Annotated in this window: 18 protein-coding genes and 1 pseudogene; 8 read left to right on the plus strand and 11 right to left on the minus strand. The window is 71.6% G+C overall.

Going from position 1 to position 19992, the window contains the following annotated elements; all coding sequences use genetic code 11:
• Nucleotide 1: 1 nt before the first annotated feature.
• Complete coding sequence (locus tag ACIQWG_RS33055; RefSeq protein WP_404102359.1) at nucleotides 2-1201, plus strand: sulfate adenylyltransferase subunit 1; 1200 nt, start codon at nucleotides 2-4, stop codon at nucleotides 1199-1201.
• Nucleotides 1202-1263: 62 nt separating this feature from the next.
• On the opposite strand, the gene ACIQWG_RS33060 is transcribed toward ACIQWG_RS33055, so the two are convergent.
• Nucleotides 1264-3630, minus strand: a complete 2367-nt coding sequence (locus tag ACIQWG_RS33060; RefSeq protein ID WP_404102361.1) for a bifunctional salicylyl-CoA 5-hydroxylase/oxidoreductase — start codon at nucleotides 3628-3630, stop codon at nucleotides 1264-1266.
• 3 nt (nucleotides 3631-3633) lie between these two features.
• On the minus strand, nucleotides 3634-4461 hold the full coding sequence (locus ACIQWG_RS33065; RefSeq protein WP_404102363.1) for an enoyl-CoA hydratase family protein: 828 nt from the start codon (nucleotides 4459-4461) through the stop codon (nucleotides 3634-3636).
• Between the two features lie 304 nt (nucleotides 4462-4765).
• Between ACIQWG_RS33065 and ACIQWG_RS33070 the strand changes: the two genes are divergently transcribed.
• Complete coding sequence (locus ACIQWG_RS33070; protein ID WP_404102364.1) at nucleotides 4766-5218, plus strand: ATP-binding protein; 453 nt, start codon at nucleotides 4766-4768, stop codon at nucleotides 5216-5218.
• 112 nt (nucleotides 5219-5330) lie between these two features.
• Here the strand turns inward: ACIQWG_RS33070 and argF are convergent, their stop codons facing one another.
• Nucleotides 5331-6338, minus strand: coding sequence for an ornithine carbamoyltransferase (gene argF, locus ACIQWG_RS33075; protein WP_404102366.1), 1008 nt, complete (start codon nucleotides 6336-6338; stop codon nucleotides 5331-5333).
• Nucleotides 6339-6394: 56 nt separating this feature from the next.
• Complete coding sequence (locus ACIQWG_RS33080; protein WP_404102368.1) at nucleotides 6395-7621, minus strand: arginine deiminase; 1227 nt, start codon at nucleotides 7619-7621, stop codon at nucleotides 6395-6397.
• Between the two features lie 119 nt (nucleotides 7622-7740).
• On the opposite strand from ACIQWG_RS33080, the gene ACIQWG_RS33085 reads away from it, so the two are divergent.
• Both ACIQWG_RS33085 and ACIQWG_RS33090 read left to right on the plus strand, forming a co-directional pair.
• Nucleotides 7741-8772, plus strand: coding sequence for an SPFH domain-containing protein (locus tag ACIQWG_RS33085; protein ID WP_404102370.1), 1032 nt, complete (start codon nucleotides 7741-7743; stop codon nucleotides 8770-8772).
• The gene (locus tag ACIQWG_RS33090) at nucleotides 8769-9668 is read left to right on the plus strand and encodes a hypothetical protein (protein ID WP_404102371.1); all 900 of its coding nucleotides are present in this window, start codon (nucleotides 8769-8771) and stop codon (nucleotides 9666-9668) included. The genes ACIQWG_RS33085 and ACIQWG_RS33090 overlap by 4 nt, the downstream gene beginning before the upstream one ends.
• A 15-nt stretch (nucleotides 9669-9683) precedes the next feature.
• On the opposite strand, the gene ACIQWG_RS33095 is transcribed toward ACIQWG_RS33090, so the two are convergent.
• The 3 genes from ACIQWG_RS33095 to ACIQWG_RS33105 all read right to left on the minus strand — a co-directional run bounded on the left by ACIQWG_RS33095 (nucleotide 9684) and on the right by ACIQWG_RS33105 (nucleotide 14816).
• Nucleotides 9684-12224, minus strand: coding sequence for a polynucleotide kinase-phosphatase (locus tag ACIQWG_RS33095; protein WP_404102372.1), 2541 nt, complete (start codon nucleotides 12222-12224; stop codon nucleotides 9684-9686).
• The gene (locus ACIQWG_RS33100) at nucleotides 12221-13690 is read right to left on the minus strand and encodes a 3' terminal RNA ribose 2'-O-methyltransferase Hen1 (RefSeq protein ID WP_404102373.1); all 1470 of its coding nucleotides are present in this window, start codon (nucleotides 13688-13690) and stop codon (nucleotides 12221-12223) included. The genes ACIQWG_RS33095 and ACIQWG_RS33100 overlap by 4 nt, the downstream gene beginning before the upstream one ends.
• Nucleotides 13691-13892: 202 nt before the next feature.
• Entirely contained in the window at nucleotides 13893-14816 is a 924-nt protein-coding gene (locus tag ACIQWG_RS33105; RefSeq protein ID WP_404102374.1) for an LLM class F420-dependent oxidoreductase, read from the minus strand.
• Between the two features lie 243 nt (nucleotides 14817-15059).
• Between ACIQWG_RS33105 and ACIQWG_RS33110 the strand changes: the two genes are divergently transcribed.
• Nucleotides 15060-15236, plus strand: a complete 177-nt coding sequence (locus ACIQWG_RS33110; protein WP_404102375.1) for a hypothetical protein — start codon at nucleotides 15060-15062, stop codon at nucleotides 15234-15236.
• 152 nt (nucleotides 15237-15388) lie between these two features.
• Here the strand turns inward: ACIQWG_RS33110 and ACIQWG_RS33115 are convergent, their stop codons facing one another.
• The 4 genes from ACIQWG_RS33115 to ACIQWG_RS33130 all read right to left on the minus strand — a co-directional run bounded on the left by ACIQWG_RS33115 (nucleotide 15389) and on the right by ACIQWG_RS33130 (nucleotide 18054).
• Entirely contained in the window at nucleotides 15389-15859 is a 471-nt protein-coding gene (locus tag ACIQWG_RS33115; RefSeq protein WP_404102376.1) for a DUF6099 family protein, read from the minus strand.
• A 189-nt stretch (nucleotides 15860-16048) separates the two neighbouring features.
• Nucleotides 16049-16375 carry a nucleotide pyrophosphohydrolase gene (locus ACIQWG_RS33120; protein WP_404102378.1) on the minus strand — a complete coding sequence of 109 codons (327 nt, stop codon included), beginning with the start codon at nucleotides 16373-16375 and terminating at the stop codon, nucleotides 16049-16051.
• Nucleotides 16372-17577 carry an ATP-binding protein gene (locus tag ACIQWG_RS33125; protein ID WP_404102380.1) on the minus strand — a complete coding sequence of 402 codons (1206 nt, stop codon included), beginning with the start codon at nucleotides 17575-17577 and terminating at the stop codon, nucleotides 16372-16374. Before ACIQWG_RS33125 ends, ACIQWG_RS33120 begins: the two co-directional genes overlap by 4 nt.
• Before the next feature lie 87 nt (nucleotides 17578-17664).
• Nucleotides 17665-18054, minus strand: coding sequence for a cell division protein SepF (locus tag ACIQWG_RS33130; RefSeq protein ID WP_404102382.1), 390 nt, complete (start codon nucleotides 18052-18054; stop codon nucleotides 17665-17667).
• Nucleotides 18055-18366: 312 nt separating this feature from the next.
• On the opposite strand from ACIQWG_RS33130, the pseudogene ACIQWG_RS33135 reads away from it, so the two are divergent.
• The 3 genes and pseudogenes from ACIQWG_RS33135 to ACIQWG_RS33145 form a co-directional block, all read left to right on the plus strand.
• Nucleotides 18367-18955 (plus strand): annotated as a pseudogene (locus ACIQWG_RS33135) (hypothetical protein); the annotation flags it as partial.
• Nucleotides 18956-19037: 82 nt separating this feature from the next.
• The gene (locus tag ACIQWG_RS33140) at nucleotides 19038-19505 is read left to right on the plus strand and encodes a DUF6174 domain-containing protein (protein WP_404102384.1); all 468 of its coding nucleotides are present in this window, start codon (nucleotides 19038-19040) and stop codon (nucleotides 19503-19505) included.
• A 188-nt stretch (nucleotides 19506-19693) separates the two neighbouring features.
• A complete protein-coding gene (locus ACIQWG_RS33145) occupies nucleotides 19694-19969 on the plus strand; it encodes a hypothetical protein (RefSeq protein WP_404102386.1) in 276 nt (91 codons plus the stop codon).
• Nucleotides 19970-19992: the final 23 nt, after the last annotated feature.

The raw sequence follows: 19992 nt of genomic DNA on the forward strand, positions 1-19992 counted from the left end.
CATGACCGTTGACACGCTTCGCTTCGCCACCGCGGGCTCCGTGGACGACGGCAAGTCCACCCTGGTCGGGCGGCTGCTGCACGACTCCAAGTCGGTCCTCGCCGACCAGTTGGAGGCCGTCGAGACCGCCTCCCGCAACCGTGGCCAGGCCGCCCCCGACCTCGCACTGCTCACCGATGGCCTGCGGGCGGAACGCGAACAGGGCATCACGATCGACGTGGCGTACCGTTACTTCGCGACCCCGCGCCGCCGGTTCATCCTGGCCGACACGCCGGGCCATGTGCAGTACACCCGCAACATGGTGACCGGCGCCTCCACCGCGGAACTGGCGGTCATCCTGGTCGACGCCCGCCACGGGGTGGTCGAGCAGACCCGTCGGCACGCCGCCGTGGCCGCCCTGCTGCGCGTGCCGCATGTGGTGCTCGCCGTCAACAAGATGGACCTGGTGGGGTACGAGGAGACACGGTTCGAGCGTGTCGCCGAGGACTTCGCGGGCCACGCCGCCGAGCTGGGCCTGCCCGGCTTCACGCCGATCCCGGTCTCGGCGCTGGTCGGCGACAACGTCGTGGAGCGCTCGGCCCACATGGACTGGTACGGCGGCCCGGCGCTGCTGGAGTTCCTGGAGAGCGTTCCCGTCGGCGTCGATCCGGCCGACGCGCCCGCCCGTTTCCCCGTCCAGTACGTCATCCGGCACGGCGAGGTCCGTCACTACGCGGGCCAGTTGGCGTCGGGTGCGCTGCGAGTCGGCGACCGCGTGACCGTGCACCCGTCCGGCGAGACGTCCGAGATCACCGGTATCGACGTGCTGGGCGAGGCCGTCGAAGCGGCCCACGCCCCGCGCTCCCTCAGCATCCGCCTCGCCGACCAGCGGGACGTCTCACGCGGCGACATGATCACCGCGGGTGTCGACGTCCCGGCGCTCACCCAGGAGGTACGCGGGGCCGTCTGCCATCTCGCCGACCGGTCGCTCGCCGTCGGTGACCGCGTGCTGGTCAGGCACACGACACGGACGGTGAAGGCGATCGTCACGGACCTCGCCGGCGCCGCCGAACTGACCGCGAACGACCTCGGCCGCATCACCCTGCGCACCGCCGAACCCCTCGCCCTGGACGACTACGCGCTCTCCCGGCGCACCGGCGCCTTCCTCCTGATCGACCCGGCGGACGGAACGACACTGACCGCGGGAATGGTGGAGCTGTAGCGCGCCGCGGCTGCACGCTCGGACGGGCCCAGCGAGCCGTGGGCCCTGTCGGCGCGCGCCCCTCAAGTGCCCAGTTTCAAGCGCGGCTTGGGGCCGTCCGTGCGGCCGGTCTGGGGGCGGCGGCTGCCTGCCCGGTACGGCGTCGGCCAGACGACGCCCGGACCGTCGTAGCCCTGCTCGGCCGCCGCGTGCAGCGTCCAGTGCGGGTCGTACAGGTGCGGGCGGGCCAGCGCGCACAGGTCCGTGCGGCCGGCCAGGATCAGGGAGTTGACGTCGTCCCAGGACGAGATCGCGCCGACCGCGATCACCGGCAGACCGGTGGTGTGCCGGATCCGGTCCGCGTACGGCGTCTGGTACGACCGCCCGAACTCGGGCTGCTCGTCGGCCACGACCTGGCCGGTGGAGACGTCGATCGCGTCGGCGCCGTGCGCGGCGAAGGCGCGGGCGATCTCGACGGCGTCCTCGGCGCCGGTACCGCCCTCGGCCCAGTCGGTGGCGGAGATACGGACGGTCATGGGCCGCTCCTGGGGCCAGACGCTCCGTACGGCGTCGAAGACCTCCAGCGGGAAGCGGAGTCGTTTCTCCAGGGTGCCGCCGTAGGCGTCGGTGCGGTGGTTGGTGAGCGGGGAGAGGAAGCCGGAGAGCAGATAGCCGTGTGCGCAGTGCAGTTCGAGCAGGTCGAAGCCGGCGCGGGCGGCCCGCCAGGCGGCCGCGGTGAACTGTTCGCGGATGTCGGTGAGCTGGGCGCGGCTCAGTTCGCGCGGGGTCTGGCTGTACGGCTTGTAGGGGATCGGGGACGCGGCGACGAGCGGCCAGTTGCCGTCCTCGAGCGGTTCGTCCATGCCCTCCCACATCAGCTTGGTCGAGCCCTTGCGTCCGCTGTGCCCGAGTTGCACGCCGATGGCGGTGCCGGGTGCCCGTTCGTGCACGAACTGGACGATGCGTCGCCAGGAGTCGGCCTGTCTGCCGGTGTAGAGGCCGGTGCAGCCGGGGGTGATGCGTCCCTCGGGGCTGACGCACACCATCTCGGTCATCACCAGGCCGGCGCCGCCGAGGGCGCGGGCGCCGAGGTGGACGAGATGGAAGTCGCCGGGTACGCCGTCGGTGGCGGAGTACATGTCCATCGGGGACACCACGACCCGGTTGCGCAGGGTCAGACCGCGCATCCGGAACGGGGTGAACATCGGCGGGGTGCCGGGCGGGCAGCCGTGGTCGCGTTCCACGGCCTCGGTGAAGTGGGCGTCGCGCAGGCGCAGATTGTCGTGGGTGACCCGGCGGCTGCGGGTGAGCAGGTTGAAGGCGAACTGGCGGGAGGACTGGTCGAGGTAGAGGCCGAGGTTCTCGAACCACTCCAGGCTGGCGCGGGCGGCGCGCTGGGTGGAGGCGACGACCGGCTTGCGCTCCTCCTCGTACGCGGCCAGTGCCTGCTCCATGGAGGGCTGTTCCTCCAGGCAGGCGGCGAGGGCGAGGGCGTCCTCGACGGCCAGCTTGGTGCCCGAGCCGATGGAGAAGTGGGCGGTGTGGGCGGCGTCGCCGAGCAGCACGATGTTGCCGTGCGACCAGCGCTCGTTGACGACGGTCCGGAAGGTGGTCCAGGCGGACTTGTTGGACTTGAGCGCGCGTCCGCCGAGCGCTTCGGCGAAGATCTTGGCGCAGCGCTCGACCGACTCCTGCTCGTCGAGTTCGTCGAACCCGGCGGCTCGCCACACCTCCTCGCGCATCTCCACGATGACGGTGGAGGCGTCGGCGGCGTACGGGTAGCCGTGCAGTTGCATGACGCCGTGCTCGGTCTCGGCGATCTCGAACCGGAAGGCTTCAAAGGCGAAGTCGGCGGCCAGCCAGACATAACGGCAGTGGTGTGCGGCCACATGTGGGCGGAACACATGGGAGTACGCCTCGCGTGTGGTGCTGTGCACACCGTCCGCGGCGATGACCAGGTCGTGCGTCTCGGCGAGCGAGGCCGGGTCGGGTGCCTCCGTGCGGAACCGGAGTTCCACACCGAGGGCGCGGCAGCGGTCGTGCAGGATCTCCAGCAAACGCTTTCTACCGAGGGCGGCGAACCCGTGCCCTCCGGAGGTCTCCCGGATGCCGCGGTGCACGATGTCGATGTCGTCCCAGCGCACGAACTCCTCGCGAAGGGCCTCGTAGACCACCGGGTCGGCGTGCTCGATACCGCCGAGTGTCTCGTCGGAGAGAACCACGCCGAAGCCGAAGGTGTCGTCGGGGGCGTTGCGTTCCCAGACGGTCACTTCCCGCGTGGGGTCCAGGCGTTTCAGCAGGGCGGCGGCGTAGAGGCCGCCGGGGCCGCCGCCGATGATCGCGACGCGCGGCGCGTGCCCGGTCGCCATCGGCGGTTGCGGGTTCGTCGCGGCTGGTCGGGCGGTTCCCCGCCCTCCTGACGGCGTGGCATTCCCCTCGGCCGGGAGCATCTCCTACCTCCCCTGCCATTTCGGCGGGCGCTTCTCGGTGAACGCCGCGTGGAACTCGGCGTAGTCCTCGCCGTTCATCAGCAGGGCCTGCGTCGAGGCGTCCATCTCCACCGCCGCGGCGAGCGGCATGTCCAGCTCGGCCGTCAGCAGCGCCTTGGTCTGGGCGTACGCCAGTGCTGGTCCGTCGGCCAGGCGGCGGGCCAGGGCCTGGGCGGCGTCGTCGGCGTGGCCCTCGTCCGCGAGTTCGCTGATCAGGCCGATCCGCTCGGCCTCCGGCGCCCGCACCGATTCGCCGAGCATGAGCAGCCGGGTCGCGTGGCCGAGTCCGACGACCCTCGGCAGCAGATAGGCCGCGCCCATGTCGCCGCCGGACAGGCCGACCCGGGTGAAGAGGAAGGCGAAGCGGGTGGTGGGGTCGGCGACCCGGAAGTCGGCCGCGAGGGCCAGTACGGCGCCCGCCCCGGCGGCCACCCCGTGCACCGCCGCGATCACCGGGAACGGGCACTCCCGTACCGCCCGCACGACCTGCCCGGTCATCCGGTTGAAGTCGAGCAGCTGGGCGGTGTCCATGGACAGGGTGGCGCCGATGATCTCGTCGACGTCGCCGCCCGAGCAGAACCCGCGGCCCTCGCCGGCGAGCACCAGCGCCCGTACCGCCCGCTCCCGGGACAGCTCGGCGAGCAGATCACGCAGGTCGGCGTAGGCACCGAAGGTGAGCGCGTTGAGCTTCTCGGGGCGGGCGAGGGTGACGGTGGCGACTCCGTCGGTGTGCTCGACCCGCAGATGCTCCCAGTCGGAGGTGCGGGCGGCGGAGCCGGTGAAGGGACTCATGACGTGCGGCCTCCTCGGGCGGACGGCGGGCACTGCATCAGTGAGCTCTACCCCTCGAAGCTATCACCTATCTTTGACTGTCGTCACGGTCACGCAATACACCGATCGGATGTGACCTGCCTCGGTCACATCCGTCACGGCTCGACGACACCCGCGTAACGGTGGGATCAGCCGCGCGAGGCCGGCCGTTCATCCGGGTAAGCCGCCCATCAGTCGGGGCCGAAGGTCCCGAACGGCGCCCACCGAGCGGTTCCGCCAGGTGGCGCCGTACCATTCATAAGGTTGAAAGCAGGACAGCCTGCTCATGAACGGACCCGCCTTGCACGATCGCTCCCCAGCCTCCGCCTCCTGGCGCATCGCGCTGCCGCACACCACCGCGGCCGTGCCCGTCGCGCGTGCGCTGGTCCGTACGGCGCTGGCCGAGCTGGAGCACGGCGCCTGTAGCGACACCGCCGAACTGCTGACCGCGGAGCTCGTCGCGAACGCCGTGGAGCACACCGCGGGCCACGGCCCGATAGAGCTGGTCGTGGAGCTGCTGCCGTCCGGCTGCCAGGTGGAGGTGCACGACCCGGACCCGGCCCCACCGGGCAACCTCACCCACCCCACCGCCGGCGACCCCGACCCCTGGCAGGAACACGGCCGCGGTCTGCTCCTGATCCGCACCCTGAGCTCGTCCTGCGGCCACCGCCCGACCGACTCGGGCAAGGCGGTGTGGTTCAGGCTGCCGGCGATCCCCGCCCAGCGCCGACCCGCGTGACGATCGTGCGCCACCGCCGCTGACGCACGGCGGCACCCGCCCGCGTGACGGCCGGACGGCACCGCCGGTGACGCGGGCCCGGGCACCGGCCCGCATGACGCCCGGGACGCCCTCACCCCAGCGTCGCGACCAGCACCGCCTTGATCGTGTGCATCCGGTTCTCCGCCTCGTCGAAGACCACCGAGTGCTCCGACTCGAAGACCTCGTCGGTCACCTCCAGCGAGTCCAGGCCGTAGGTGTCGAAGATCTCGCGCCCCACCTTGGTGCCGAGGTCGTGGAAGGCCGGCAGACAGTGCAGGAACTTGACGTCGGGATTGTCGGTCGCGCGCAGGACGTCCATGGTCACCGCGTAGGGGCCGAGCGCGGCGATCCGGGCCTCCCACACGTCCTTCGACTCGCCCATGGACACCCAGACGTCGGTGGCGACGAAGTCGGCCCCGAGGACCCCTTCGTCGACCTTCTCGGTGATCGTGACGCGGGCCCCGCTGGTCTCGGCGAGTTCGAGGGCCCGGCCGACGACCTCCCGGGAGGGCCAGAAGGCCTGGGGCGCGACGATCCGTACGTCCATCCCGAGCAGCGCACCGGTGATCAGATACGAGTTGCCCATGTTGAAACGGGAGTCGCCGAGGTAGGCGAAGGTGATCTCCCTGGGAGATCTGCCGGTGTGTTCCGTCATCGTCAGCACGTCGGCGAGCATCTGCGTGGGGTGCCAGTCGTCGGTCAGGCCGTTGTAGACGGGCACGCCGGCGTACGCCGCCAGCTCCTCCACCTTCGCCTGACTGTCCCCGCGGTACTCGATCGCGTCGTACATCCGGCCGAGCACGCGCGCGGTGTCCTTCACCGACTCCTTGTGGCCGATCTGCGAGCCGGAGGGGTCGAGGTAGGTCGTGGCGGCGCCCTGGTCGGCGGCCGCGACCTCGAACGCGCAGCGAGTGCGCGTCGAGGTCTTCTCGAAGATCAGCGCGATGTTCCTGCCCCGCAGGTACCGTGTCTCGTCCCCGGCCTTCTTGGCGGCCTTCAGCTCGGCGGCCAGCTCGACCAGCCCCAGGAACTCCTGCTCGGTGAAGTCGAGCTCCTTGAGGAAGTGGCGGCCGGCGAGGGCGGTCGGGACAGTCGCCATGGGGCGCTCCAGAGGTACGACTACAAGGACCCTGGAAGTCTATACGACCTTCTGAATTAATATACAGGGGCTCGTTCGACCGGACAGCTCATGCACCGCGGCCCGCCTCTCCCCCGCCCCAGCTCGCTCCCCGGGATCTCGATCACCTCGATGCCCTGCTTGCGCAGATGCGTGTTGGTGGTGGCGTTGCGCTCGTAGGCGACGACCACTCCCGGCTCGACGGCCAGCACGTTGCACCCGTCGTCCCACTGCTCGCGCTGGGCCGAGTGCACGTCCTGGGTCGCGGTGAGGACGCGGATCTCGCTCAGACCGAGGGCGGCGGCGATCGCGCGGTGCATGTGCTCCGGCGGATGGTCGGTGACCTTCAGCTCCTTGTCGCCGGCGCCGGGTTCGATGGTGTAGGAGCGGAGCATGCCGAGCCCGGCGTACTGGGTGAAGACATCGCCGTCGACCATCGTCATCACGGTGTCGAGATGCATCAGGGCACGCCGCTTGGGCATGTCGAGGGCCACGATCGTCTCGGCCGACCCGGCGGCGAACAGCTTGTGGGCGAGCATCTCGACGGCCTGCGGGGTCGTCCGCTCGCTCATGCCGATCAGGACGGCCCCGTTGCCGATCACCAGGACGTCCCCGCCCTCGATGGTGGAGGGGTAGTCGGCCTGCCCCTCGGACCACACATGGAACGTTTCGTCACGGAACAGCGGGTGGTGCCGGTAGATCGCCTCGAAGTGCACGGTCTCGCGCTGCCGGGCGGGCCAGCGCATGGCGTTGACGGAGACGCCGTCGTAGATCCAGGCGGAGGTGTCACGGGTGAAGAGGTGGTTGGGCAGCGGCGCGAGCAGGAAGTCGTCGAGCTCCATGACGTGGAAGCGCACGGAGGTCGGTTCCGGGTGCACCTCCAGGAACTCCCGCTTGGTCATGCCGCCGACGAGAGCCTCGGCGAGTTCGGGCGAGGGCAGGCCCTCGAAGGCCGCACGGAGGTGGTCCGTGGCGAGCACCCCGTACTCCTTCTCGTCGAAGACCCGGTCCAGGACGAGCTCGCGGGCCGCCGGGATCTCCAGGGCCTCGGTGAGCAGGTCGCCGAACAGGTGGACGATGACCCCGCGGTCGCGCAGCACGTCCGCGAACCCGTCGTGCTCGGCGCGCGCCCGGCGCACCCACAGCACGTCATCGAAGAGCAGGGCGTCCTTATTGCTGGGGGTGAGCCTTTTGAGCTCGAGATCCGGCCGGTGGAGTATGACGCGGCGCAGCCGCCCGGCCTCGGAGTCGACATGGAATCCCATGCCTCCATCCTGACCATCACAGACCGCGTTCACCCCCTACTTGGCGCCATCTTCTTTTCGTCCCCTTGACGACAACAGTCACTCCCGATTATCGTCTGCATGACGAAAAAGGGGGCTTCATGGCCGACATCACCCGACGCCTGGGCTGGCGTCATCTGCGCGGCGCGCCCACGGCGCACATCCGCCACCACCGCGGGGGCAAGCTGCTGCACGACGGCCCCGGGCTCAGCTTCTGGTTCCGGGCGCTGACCGCCGCGCTCTCCGAAGTGCCGGTCGACGACCGGGAGTTGGCGATGACCTTCCATGCCCGTACGTCCGACTTCCAGGACGTGGCGGTACAGGCGACGGTCACCTACCGGATCAGCGACCCGGCGCTGGCCGCAGCCCGCCTCGACTTCTCGGTCGACCCGGACACCGGCGCCTGGCGCGCGGCCCCCCTGGAACAGCTCGGCACCCTGCTCACCGAGACGGCACAGCAGCACGCGCTGGACGTCCTGTCCCGTACGTCGCTGTCGGCGGCGCTGGTGGACGGCGTGACGGCGGTACGGGAGCGGATCGCGGCCGGCCTCGCCACGGAGCCCCGCCTCCCCGCGACCGGCATCGAGGTGGTCGCCGTACGCGTCATGGCGCTGCGCCCCGAACCGGAGGTGGAGCGGGCGCTGCGCACGCCGGCCCGCGAGCAGATCCAGCAGGAGGCGGACCGGGCGACGTACGAGCGACGGGCCGTGGCCGTCGAGCGGGAGCGGGCGATCGCCGAGAACGAACTGGCCAGCCAGATCGAACTCGCCCGCCGCGAGGAGCAGTTGGTGGACCAGCGCGGTACGAACGCGCGCCGCGAGGCCGAGGAGCACGCCGCCGCGGACGCCGTCAGGTCCGAGGCGGAGGCGGCGCGCACGGTACGGCTCGCCGAGGCGGAGGCCACCCGGTCCGTGCGGCTGGCCCGGGCGGAGGCCGAGGGCGCGCGTGAGGTCGGCGAGGCCCGGGCACAGGCGCAGGCGGCCTGGCTGCGGGTGCACGCCGAGGTGGACGTGGCGACGCTGCACGCCCTGACCGGGACACGGCTGGCGGAGAACCTGCCGCGGATCGACAGCCTGACGGTGTCGCCGGACGTGCTGACGGGGCTGGTGGCCAAGCTGGGAGCGCGGGAGTGAGTCTCGCCCCCCGGGCCGTGCTGGTCCATCGCACCACGGAGTACGAGGAGTTGGTCGCCCGGCACGGCACGCACGGCCAGGCCGCCTTCTTCCTGTCCTCCCGCGGCCGGGACATCGAGGAGGTCGCCGAACGCCACCGCCGTACCCGGCGGGCGCTGACGGAGGTGACCTCGGCGATCCCGCTGACTTGGCGCCGGACCCGGGTGGAGCGGGCCGACCTGGACCGGTTCCTGTTCGCGCCGGAGGACGTCGTGGTCGTGGTCGGGCAGGACGGTCTGGTCGCGAACGTGGCGAAGTACCTCGCCGGACAGCCGGTGCTGGGCATCGACACCGACCCCGGCCGCAACCCGGGCGTCCTGGTGCGCCACCGTCCCGCGGACGCGGCCAGGTTGTTCGAGTCCACGCAATCCGCGAGCGGGGGCTGCGACGAACTCACCATGGTCGAGGCCGTGGCCGACGACACACAACGCCTCGTCGCGCTGAACGAGATCTACCTGGGCGCCGCCGGACACCGGACGGCCCGATACCGCCTGGGCCTGGAGGACGACGGGGGTGTCGTCGAGGCCCAGGCTTCGTCCGGGGTGATCGTCGGCACGGGGACGGGGGCGACCGGCTGGATCCGGTCGGTGTGGCAGGAGCGGGGAGGGCGGCTGCGGCTGCCCTCCCCGACCGAGGAACGCCTGCTGTGGTTCGTCCGGGAGGCCTGGCCGTCCCCGGCCACCGGTACGTCACTGGTGGCCGGGGAACTCGCCGCCGCGACCCGTCTCCGGCTCACCGTCGAGTCCGAGCGGCTGGTCGCCTTCGGGGACGGGATGGAGACGGACGCGGTGGAGCTGACCTGGGGTCAGACGGTCCGGGTCGGCGTGTGCCGGGAGCGGCTTCGGCTGGCCGGCTGAAGCCGCTCCCCCGGCTCACAGCCGTGGGTCCACCGGCTCCGACTCCAGCGCCAGCACCCCGAACACCGCCTCGTGCACCCGCCACAGCGGCTCGCCCTCCGTCAGCCGGTCCAGCGCCTCCAGACCCAGCGCGTACTCGCGGACGGCGAGGGACCGCTTGTGGTTGAGGAACCGCTGCCGCAGCCGGGCGAGGTTGTCGGGGCGCGTGTACTCCGGACCGTAGATGATCCGCAGGTACTCACGGCCCCGGCACTTGATGCCGGGCTGGACCAGCCGCCCCTCCTCGCTGCGCACGAGAGCACCGAGCGGCTTGACGACCATGCCCTCGCCGCCCCGGCCGGTCATCTCCAGCCACCAGTCGATGCCGGCCCGCACCGACTCCGGGTCCCCGGTGTCGACGTACAGCCGCCGCGTGGTCTGGAGCAGGCCGCTGCCGTCGTGCTCCACCAGCCGGTCGAGCAGGGCGAGTTGCCGGTCGTGCGGGAGGGCGGCGAGGCTGCGGCCCTGGACCGCCAGGACCTGGAACGGGGCCAGCCGTACGCCGTCCAGGCCGTCCGTGGTCCAGCAGTACCGGCGGTATGCCTCCGTGAACGCCGCCGCGTCCGACGCCCGTTCGCGCTGGCGGGCGAGCAGGTCCGACACCTCGACCCCACGCGCCGAGGCGCCCTCCAGCGCGGCCAGCGCGCCCGGGAACACCGCCCCGGAGGCGGCGCCGACCGCCGCGTACTGCGACCGCAGCAGCCCCGCCGCCTTCAGCGACCAAGGCATCAGCTCGGCGTCGAGCAGCAGCCAGTCCGTCTCCAGTTCGGCCCAGAGCCCGGCCTCGCCGGCCGACGCCCGGACCCGGTCGAGGATCGACTCGGTCACGGACGGGTCGTCGAAGAACGGCCGGCCGGTGCGCGTGTAGAGCGCGCCGGTCGGTCCGTCGACCCCGAACCGCTTGCGCGCGGCCTCCGTGTCCCGGCACACCAGCGCCACGGCCCGCGAGCCCATGTGCTTCTCCTCGCACACGACCCGCTCGACACCGTCCGCCGCGTACTGCGCGAAGGCCTCCGCCGGGTGCTCCAGGTAGCCCTCGACGCGGCTGGTCGCCGTGGGTGCCATGGTCGGCGGGAGGTACGGCAGCAGACGCGGGTCGACCGCGAAGCGGCTCATGACCTCCAGGGCCGCGGCGGCGTTCTCCTCACGGATCGCGACCCGGCCCTGGTGCCGGGTCTCCACGGCCCTGCGCCCCCGCACGTCGTTGAGGTCGAGCGGCCGCCCGTCGTGCCCGCCGGGGGCCTCGGTCCGCAGCGGCTTGGCCGGCTCGTACCAGACCTTCTCGGCCGGTACGTCGACCAGCTCCCGCTCCGGCCAGCGCAGGGCGGTCAGCTTGCCGCCGAAGACGGCGCCGGTGTCCAGGCAGATGGTGTTGTTCAGCCAGGTGGCCTCCGGGACCGGAGTGTGGCCGTACACCACGGCCGCCCGCCCGCGATAGTCCTCGGCCCACGGGTAGCGCACCGGCAGCCCGAACTCGTCGGTCTCCCCGGTGGTGTCGCCGTACAGGGCGTGCGAGCGCACCCGGCCCGACGTACGGCCGTGGTACTTCTCCGGCAGACCGGCGTGGCAGACCACCAGCCGGCCGCCGTCGAGGACGTAGTGGCTGACCAGGCCGTCGATGAACTCCCGTACCTCCGCCCGGAACTCCTCGCTCTCGCCGTCCATCTGCTCGATGGTCTCGGCGAGTCCGTGGGTGTGCTGGACCTTGCGCCCCTTGAGGTAACGCCCGTACTTGTTCTCGTGGTTGCCCGGCACGCACAGCGCGTTGCCCGACTTCACCATCGACATCACGCGGCGCAGCACGCCGGGGCTGTCGGGGCCGCGGTCGACCAGGTCACCGACGAAGACGGCGGTCCGGCCGTCCGGGTGGGCGCCGTCGACGTAGCCCAACCTGCCCAGCAGCGACTCCAGTTCCGAGGCGCAGCCGTGGATGTCGCCGACGATGTCGAAGGGGCCGGTGAGGTGGGTGAGGTCGTTGAAGCGCTTCTCGGTGACGACGGTGGCGTTCTCGACGTCCTCCACCCCGCGCAGGACGTGCACCTTGCGGAAGCCCTCGCGCTCCAGCTGCCGGATCGAGCGGCGCAGTTCGCGGATGTGCCGCTGGATGACCCGGCGCGGCATCTCGGCCCGGTCGGTCCGGGCGGCGTTGCGCTCGGCGCACACCTCCTCGGGTACGTCGAGCACGATGGCTATCGGCAGCACGTCGTACTGCCTGGCCAGCTCGATCAGCTGCCGCCTGGAGTCCTGCTGCACGCTGGTGGCGTCGACGACCGTACGGCGGCCGGCGGCCAGTCGCTTGCCGGCGATGTAGTGCAGGACGTCGAAGGCGTCGCGGGTCGCGCTCTGGTCGTTCTCGTCGTCGGAGACCAGCCCGCGGCAGAAGTCGGAGGAGATGACCTCGGTGGGCTTGAAGTGCCTGCGGGCGAAGGTGGACTTGCCGGAGCCGGAGGCGCCGACGAGGACGACGAGGGAGAGGTCGGTGACGGGCAGGACGCGCCCGTTCGCTGTCCGGCTCATGCTGCCTTCGCCTCCTTCTCGTCGTTCACGTTCATCCCGAAGACGGCCATCTGTGTGGGCGGCCCCACCTCGGGGTCGTCGGGTCCCACGGGTACGAACTCCACGCCGTAGCCGTGCCGTTCGGCCACCTCCGTCGCCCACGCGCGGAACTCCTCGCGGGTCCACTCGAACCGGTGGTCGCCGTGCCGGACGTGCCCGGCCGGGAGGGACTCCCAGCGGACGTTGTACTCGACGTTCGGGGTGGTCACCAGGACGGTCCTCGGACGGGCGGCGCCGAACACCGCGTACTCCAGGGCGGGCAGCCGGGGCAGGTCGAGGTGTTCGATCACCTCGCTGAGCACGGCGGCGTCGTAGCCCTTGAGGCGGGTGTCGGTGTAGGCGAGGGAGCCCTGGAAGAGCTTGACGCGCGAGGCCTGTCGCTCGCCCATGCGGTCCAGCTTCAGCCGTCGCCCGGCGATGGTGAGCGCCCGCATCGACACGTCCACGCCCACGATCTCGGTGAACGCCGTGTCCTTGAGCAGCGCCTGCACCAACTGCCCCTGTCCGCAGCCGAGGTCGAGCACGCGGGCGGCACCGGACGCCTTGAGGGCGGCCAGGATCGAGTCCCTGCGCTGCACGGCGAGCGGCGTCGGCTTCTCCTCGGCCTCGCTCTCCTCCTCGACGGCGTTGTCGATCTGCTCGACCTCGGTGTCGTCGGTCTCCGCGAGCCGCACCAGCTCCAGCCGCTCCATCGCCTCGCGGGTCAGCGACCAGCGGCGCGACAGGTAACGGCTGGTGATCAGCTTCTGCTCCGGGTGGTCCGGCAGCCAGCCCTCACCGGCCCGCAGCAGCTTGTCGACCTCGTCGGAGGAGACCCAGTAGTGCTTGGCGTCGTCCAGGACGGGGAGCAGGACGTAGAGGTGACGCAGGGCCTCGGCGAGGGTCAGCGCCCGCGACTCCAGCACGAGCCGCACATAACGCGAGTCGCCCCACTCGGGGAACCGTGTGTCCAGCGGCACGGGCTCGACGGTCACCGCCCAGCCGAGCGGCTCGAACAGCCGCCGGACCAGTTCCGGGCCGCCTCGGGCCGGCAGCGCGGGCACCTCGACGCGCAGCGGCAGCGGCTCGGCGGCGCGTTCGGGGCGGGCGTTGCACACACCGCGCATCGCGCTGGAGAAGACCGCGCTGAGGGCGACCGCGAGCAGCGAGGAGGCGGCGTACGGCCGGTCGTTCACATACTGGGCGAGCGCCGCGTCGGGCGCCCCGCCCCGGCCCTTGCCCTTGCCCCGCCGGACCAGCGCCACCGCGTCGACCTCCAGCAGCAGCGCCGCAGTGCAGCGTTGGGCATCCGCCTCCGGGTAGAGGACGTGCGCCGTGCCGTAGGAGGTGGAGAACGTCTGCGCCTTCTCGGGATGCTTGTGGAGCAGGTAGCCGAGATCGGTGGCGGGGCGTTCCGGGGTGCCGGTCGTGGTGAGGGTCAGGAACACGTCGTGGGCCTTCGGATAGGGTCTGAGCTGCGCCTGTGCGCCGCCTGTACAAGCTACCGAGCGCGGCCCGGAACCACCCGGGGTTTTCCGCCCGGCCCGAGGCGACGTCGAAGCAAACCCACCGCGGCTGTCGCGCGGGGTCGCCACGGCCCCCGGGCCGGGTGCTCCCGGGGGCCGTGCGACCGATCCGGCGGACCGAGGGCTACGACAACTGGGCCTGGACCTGGGACGAGATGAGCTCCAGGTGGTCCAGGTCGGCCAGGTCGAGTACCTGGAGGTAGATCCGCTGCGAGCCGATCTCCCGGTAGCGGCCGATCTTTTCGACGACCTCGCTCGGCGAGCCCGCGAGCCCGTTGGCCTTCAACTCGTCGACCTCACGGCCGATGGCGGCCGCGCGCCGGGCGACCTCCTGGTCGTCCTTGCCCACGCACACGACCAGAGCGTTGGAGTAGACGAGGTCGTCGCCCTTGCGGCCGAGTTCCTCAGCGGCGGCCCGCACCCGTCCGAACTGCCGCTCGCTGTCCTCGATCGAGGCGAACGGCATGTTGAACTCGTCGGCGTACTTGCCGGCCAGCCGGGGCGTACGGGTGGCGCCGTGCCCGCCGATCAGGACCGGGATCCTGGACTGGGCCGGCTTGGGCAGTGCCGGCGAGTCGGTGAGGTCGTAGTGGGTGCCGTGGAAGTCGAAGGTCGCACCGGGTTCGGTGGCCCACAGCCCCGTGACGATGGCGAGCTGCTCCTCCAGCCGCCCGAACTTCTCCTTCGGGAAGGGGATGCCGTACGCCTTGTGCTCCTCCTCGAACCAGCCCGCGCCCAGGCCGAGTTCGACCCGGCCGCCGGACATCTGGTCCACCTGGGCGACCTGGATGGCGAGCACGCCGGGCAGCCGGAAGGTGCCGGCGGTCATCAGGGTGCCGAGGCGGATCCGCTTGGTCTCACGGGCGAGACCGGCGAGCGTGATCCATGCGTCGGTGGGACCGGGCAGACCGTCGCCGGAACCCATCTTCAGGTAGTGGTCGGACCGGAAGAACGCGTCAAAGCCGAGGTCTTCGGTGGCCTTCGCCACGGTGAGCAAGGTCTCGTAGGTGGCCCCCTGCTGGGGCTCGGTGAAGATGCGAAGATCCATACCCCCATCCTGCACGCCGCGCCCGCCCGCGCCCGCACCGGTCCCCCTGCCCTCCGCGTCCCCGGTCGGGTGAATTCCGTCAACGCGGAAGCCGCCGTCAGCCCAGGCCAGTGACCGGCCCCGACGGTGATCGTTGGCTCGGTCGGAGCCGGACCGCCCGGCCCCCGCGCCAGCCTGCCGAGGCCGGCGCGTCACCGTGCCGGCCCACTGCCACTGGGGGGCCGCAGGGCCGAGGAGGCCGTCATGTCCGAGGAAATCGCGCCACAGCAAAGTGGTGGCACCGGCCAGCCGAAGGGGCTGCTCCAGCAGATGGAGGAGCTGATGGCCGCCCTCAACGCGGACCTGTCGGCGCTGGACGCGGACCTACAGGCGACCGGCGGCCCCGGGCAGGCCCGGCGACAGGAGGGCGAGACCGGCTGACGGGTACCGCCACCTGCCGGGGCCACGGGTGGTGCTGGGGGCCGGGCGCCCCCGGACCCCTGCTCCGGCTGTGCGGGACTCGGCCTCGTCCCCCAGTGCCGGAGCATGCCGACCCCGGCCGCGCCGACACGGACGGTCGGCGCCAGGGCCCGTCAGCCCGCCTCACGCTCGGCCAGCACGTCCTCCCGGTCCGCCAGTCTGCGCAGCATCTCCAGGACCCGGTCCCGGGACTCGTCCGCCGCGTCGATCGCCTCCATGCACTGCCAGTACGTCGCCTCGTCGTCCGCCGAGCTGGCCAGGCCGACCAGGGCGATCCCGACCTCGCCCAGCAGGCTCCCCAGATGCATCAATGCCTGCCGTGCGTCGCCCAGCTCGGTGAGCTGGGCAGCGCGTAAGGCGCCCTCCGCCAGATCCGGTACGTCCAGGACCCCGCAGCCTCGTCCCGCGAGTTCCGTCAACCCGATCGCCTCGCCGCGCAGTTCGGGTGGGCCGAAGACCGCCAGCCTGCTTCCGATCGCCTGAGCCAGGGCCTGCGCCTGCCACACCTCGGTCATGATTTCCGGTGCGCCCCCACTACCCGCCAGCGCACGCCTGCCAGTCAAGATGAGCCGCACCGCGTCCATCCGCAGTCCCCGTCTGTCGCGACGCGCTGCCCACGCGTCCGCCCGAACTCCCTTGTTCACTACCCAGAGTGAGGGGCCTTGAGACGAAAAGCCAGAGGAAGACGGAAATCTATGGACAACTTTTCGGTTGCGGTCAGCTGAATTGAATACGGAGAGTACAAGCGGACGAAACCCCTCCCCCGCACCCTTCTAGGGCGCGGGAAACCTCCGCTCGTTCCGGTCGATCTTCGCGTCCAGCGCAGCGAGCGCATCGACCCCCAGCACCTCACAGAGTTGCAGGAGATACGCCAGCACATCCGCCACCTCATCCGTCACCCGCGCCGCGGTGTCGGCGTCGTCCATGACCCGGGCCGACTGCTCCGGCGTCAACCACTGGAAGATCTCCACGAGTTCGGACGCCTCGACACTGAGCGCCGTCGCGAGGTTCTTCGGCGTGTGAAACGGCTGCCAGTTCCGCGCGGCGGCGAACTCGGCCAGCCTGCGCTGGAGCCCGGCGACATCAAGAGGTTCGGTCACGCCTCAAGATGTACCACCGTCACGCCGGCCGCCTCGGCCACCCCCGACACGTCGCCCACCGCCCCGACCAGCCTGATGTGCCCCCGCTCACCCATCTGCGCGGCCAGCCGCAGCAACTCCCCTCGCTGCCCCGCGTCCATCCCCCGGTCGAGTCCGTCCGCCAGCACGGTCAGCGTCTGCATGGCGGCGGGCACCTCCCCGACCGGGTCGACCTCCAGCACCCCGGGCCCGGTCAGCAGCACCAGCGACAGGGCGAGATACCGCAGCTCACCGTCGCCCAGCCGGCCGAGCTCCGTACGCACCCCGTCCCCCCGGTCGAGCACCCCGCGCACGGTCCCGTCCGCCAGCACCTCACCGACCACGTCCGCGACCGCCCCGGCGCACCCCGCCCGGGCCGCCGCCACCAGGCGCGCGTGCCGCTGCCCGCACTCCGTCCGGGTCCGCCACAGCACTTCGGCGAGGTTGTCGCACCCTGCCAGCAGCCGCCCGGAACCGAGCGGCACCGCGTCCCGCATCCGTTCCGGCCGGGGATCGCAGGCGAACACCGACCGCAGCGCCACCACCATCTGCTCCGCGGCGGCCAGCACCCGCCGCTGCCCGTCCGTCTTGCCGGCCACCCGCAGCGGCAGCAGGGCGGTACCGAGCCGGTCGTCGGGCAGCGGCGCCCGGGTCACCGGCGACTGACCCGCCGTATGCCAGGCGGCCTGCACACAGGGCCGGCTCGGATCGCGCAGGGCGGTCTCCAGCAGAACCACTCCGGCCGCGCTCAACCGCTCTCCCACGATGCGCAGTTCGGGCTCGGCCTGCACGGCGACATCGAGGCGCACCGGGCCCTCGGGACCGTCGGCCGTGCAGCCGACCCGGAAGCCGCGCCGCCGCTGGGCGTCCGGCCGGGCCCGCTCCGGAACGCACGCCACCGGGTCCGGGAACACCTCCCCGACGCCGGCGCCTCCGGCGAGCCGTGCCAGTGCCTCGTACGCCCGTAACGCGCTGGTCTTGCCGCTGCCGCTCGGTCCGGTGAACAGGGTGAGCGCCCCGAGCGGGAACGCGGCCCGCCGGTGGCCGGCGAAGGCGGACAGCCGCAGTTCGGTCAGCCGAGGCCGGCCGGGAGGCGCGCCGTGGCCCGCCGTACCGGACGGCTCAACCTCCCGGCATACCTGAGACGGTAACGACACGGCACCAGACACAAACGGAACGCCCATGTCCGGGACCGTAGGCCCCCTGGCGCCGGGCGAACCGTTCCACCCCGACAGCCTTCCTACGATCGAGCGAGCGCCCAGGCGGGCCCGTCACGCGCCCGGAACCCCGGCCCCCTCCATCAGTCCGCTCACTTCGGTACCCGGCGGGGTCAGCAGAAACACGTTGCGGTCCACCCGGTGCATCCCGCTCGCCAGCCCGAAGACCACGCCGGTGCTGAAGTCGAGGACCCGCTTGGCGACGTCGTTCTCCGCGCCCGTCAGATCCAGCAGCACCGGAATCCCGGCCATCAGCGTCTCGGCGACCTCTCGGGCGTCCCCGAACACATTGACCCGCAGGACGACGAAGCGGCGCCGGGGTTCGGTCACCGCTTCCGGCATCGCACGGTGGTCCACCGCGGACGGCCAGGCGTCGCGGCCGCGCAGCGGCACCACCTGGGCGAGCCCCTCCCACTGTTCATCGGTGACGTCGTGGCTGTTCACCGGCTCCCCCCGCCTTGACTCGCCTTCAATGCCTGCACCAGCCAATTCTTACGCCAAGTCACCCGTTCGGCCCAACAGCGACACGGACCGCCACCGCACCACGAGTCCCATCCGGTGAACCCCGGCTCCCCCTCGGGGATCCTCTCACCCGGCTCACACCGCGCTCTTCACCTCCCTCGGCACCCGGCTCACCAGGTCTGATTACCGTCCCGTGGCGTGCAGTCGGCAGAACAGCAGCGGGTGACACCGCACCGCGGGACACGGTCCCCGGTACCCGCCGTCCCCCTCGCGCCCGCCCGGTGACATCGCGTCCTGACCCTTCTCGCGGACGTCAGTCTCTTCATCGGCACCCGGGCGACCTGGACGTCGGCGGCGAGTCACCGCCTCGTCGTGGCCGCCGCCATCTCGCTCCGCTACGCCTCGATCCTCAACTGCGGCGTACTGGCGCTCGTCGTCCGGCGGTCGAGGTCGCCGGCGCGGGTGGACCTGTGCGTCCTGGTGACGGCGGTGACGCTGACACTGTCCGCGTGAGCGATGCACCACGGCGGCAGTGACGAGGCGCTCCTCACCACCCAAGCCGCGCGTGAACTGGTCGCCGGGCACCGGGTGTACGGGCCCGCCGTGGCCATGGCTCTTCGGTCACGGCGTCGCCCTCACGCCGACGGTCACGGGCGGCTACGACTTCACGTACGGCTATCCGCCACCGGCCCCGCTGCTGACCGCGCCGCTGCTGTGGCTGGGCCACGGGGCGCTGCCCGCGACGGTCGTCAGCACGGCCGCCCTGATCGCCGGCGCCGTCGCGCTGTGGTGCATGCTGCCCATGCGGTGGCGGTCGGCGGCGATGGTCTGCGTCGGCTTCGGTTTCCTGCCGTCGTACGCCCGCCTCGGCCATCCGGCGATCCACCCCGCGCGATTCCGCTCCACCGAACGTTCTCGGCGCGAGCCGCGTCATAGCGGTACCCGTCCTCGAAGGGAGTGCCGCCATGACCGCCGTACCCCTGATGGCCCGTGCCGTGCTGGTGGGGGTGCTGATCTGTGCGGTCGCCGGCTGCGGCGACGGAGCCGGGAGCGCCCCGTCGCAGGAACCCGCCGCATGGCGGGAACCCGCCTCGTACAGCTACACGCTGCGCTCCAGCGAGGGCGAACGGAGCCTGATCGGTGACTTCCGGATCACCGTTCGCGACGGCGCCGTGGTCGAGGCGGTGGGCCTGGACGACAGCGGGCGGCGGGTCGTCGAGAGCTTCCCGGACACGGTGCCCACCATCGGTGAACTGCTCGAGGAGTTGGAGCAGGCGCGGCAGGACGACGCCGACGAGGCGCTGGCCGAGTACGCGGACGACGGGCATCCCGTGCGGATCTCGCTGGACTGGATGCGCAACGCGGTCGACGACGAAGCGCTGTACGTCATCAGCGACTTCGCATCGGCCGGCGGCCGGCGCGACGCCCCGTGAGAGGTCGTCGCACCCCCGGGAATGTCATGTATCCGGCGGGCGCCCGGTCAGCCGGGGGGCAGTTCCGGTACAAGATCTCGAATCCCGGCGCGCCAAAGGATGATTTGGGGCATTTCTCATTAATGTCCCTTGGCTGTAAGGAGTCGCTCCTTCACGGATCGCATCCACCTCGCTCCACCGGAGATGACATGCACAAGCTTCGCAAGGCCGCCGTCCTGGTCGCCGCCCTCAGCACCGTCGGAGTCCTCACCGCCGGCACCGCCCACGCGGACGGCCCCGGGGGCAACCAGTACGGCGTCAAGCAGAGCACCAACTGCAAGTCCCACGACCTGAACATCGACATCCTCGGTGTGGTCGGCCTGCTCAACGGCGTCCTGGGCAACGGCCTCAACGGCGAGGGCAACTCGGGCAGCCAGAGCACCCACCTCGGCTCGACGATGGGCTGCAACAACAGCGCCTTCTAGTCGGAGCCGCCTCCCCGTCAGAG

The sequence above is a fragment of the Streptomyces sp. NPDC098781 genome (genome assembly GCF_044759995.1).
Lineage (GTDB): Bacteria > Actinomycetota > Actinomycetes > Streptomycetales > Streptomycetaceae > Streptomyces.

Excerpts from the sequence above, each read along its gene's own strand:
- ACIQWG_RS33055 (WP_404102359.1), top strand. The coding sequence starts at position 2 with ATGACCGTTGACACGCTTCGCTTCGCCACCGCGGGCTCCGTGGACGAC.
- ACIQWG_RS33060 (WP_404102361.1), bottom strand. The coding sequence starts at position 3,630 with ATGCTCCCGGCCGAGGGGAATGCCACGCCGTCAGGAGGGCGGGGAACC.
- ACIQWG_RS33065 (WP_404102363.1), bottom strand. The coding sequence starts at position 4,461 with ATGAGTCCCTTCACCGGCTCCGCCGCCCGCACCTCCGACTGGGAGCAT.
- ACIQWG_RS33070 (WP_404102364.1), top strand. The coding sequence starts at position 4,766 with ATGAACGGACCCGCCTTGCACGATCGCTCCCCAGCCTCCGCCTCCTGG.
- argF (WP_404102366.1), bottom strand. The coding sequence starts at position 6,338 with ATGGCGACTGTCCCGACCGCCCTCGCCGGCCGCCACTTCCTCAAGGAG.
- ACIQWG_RS33080 (WP_404102368.1), bottom strand. The coding sequence starts at position 7,621 with ATGGGATTCCATGTCGACTCCGAGGCCGGGCGGCTGCGCCGCGTCATA.
- ACIQWG_RS33085 (WP_404102370.1), top strand. The coding sequence starts at position 7,741 with ATGGCCGACATCACCCGACGCCTGGGCTGGCGTCATCTGCGCGGCGCG.
- ACIQWG_RS33095 (WP_404102372.1), bottom strand. The coding sequence starts at position 12,224 with ATGAGCCGGACAGCGAACGGGCGCGTCCTGCCCGTCACCGACCTCTCC.
- ACIQWG_RS33105 (WP_404102374.1), bottom strand. The coding sequence starts at position 14,816 with ATGGATCTTCGCATCTTCACCGAGCCCCAGCAGGGGGCCACCTACGAG.
- ACIQWG_RS33110 (WP_404102375.1), top strand. The coding sequence starts at position 15,060 with ATGTCCGAGGAAATCGCGCCACAGCAAAGTGGTGGCACCGGCCAGCCG.
- ACIQWG_RS33115 (WP_404102376.1), bottom strand. The coding sequence starts at position 15,859 with ATGGACGCGGTGCGGCTCATCTTGACTGGCAGGCGTGCGCTGGCGGGT.
- ACIQWG_RS33125 (WP_404102380.1), bottom strand. The coding sequence starts at position 17,577 with ATGGGCGTTCCGTTTGTGTCTGGTGCCGTGTCGTTACCGTCTCAGGTA.
- ACIQWG_RS33140 (WP_404102384.1), top strand. The coding sequence starts at position 19,038 with ATGACCGCCGTACCCCTGATGGCCCGTGCCGTGCTGGTGGGGGTGCTG.
- ACIQWG_RS33145 (WP_404102386.1), top strand. The coding sequence starts at position 19,694 with ATGCACAAGCTTCGCAAGGCCGCCGTCCTGGTCGCCGCCCTCAGCACC.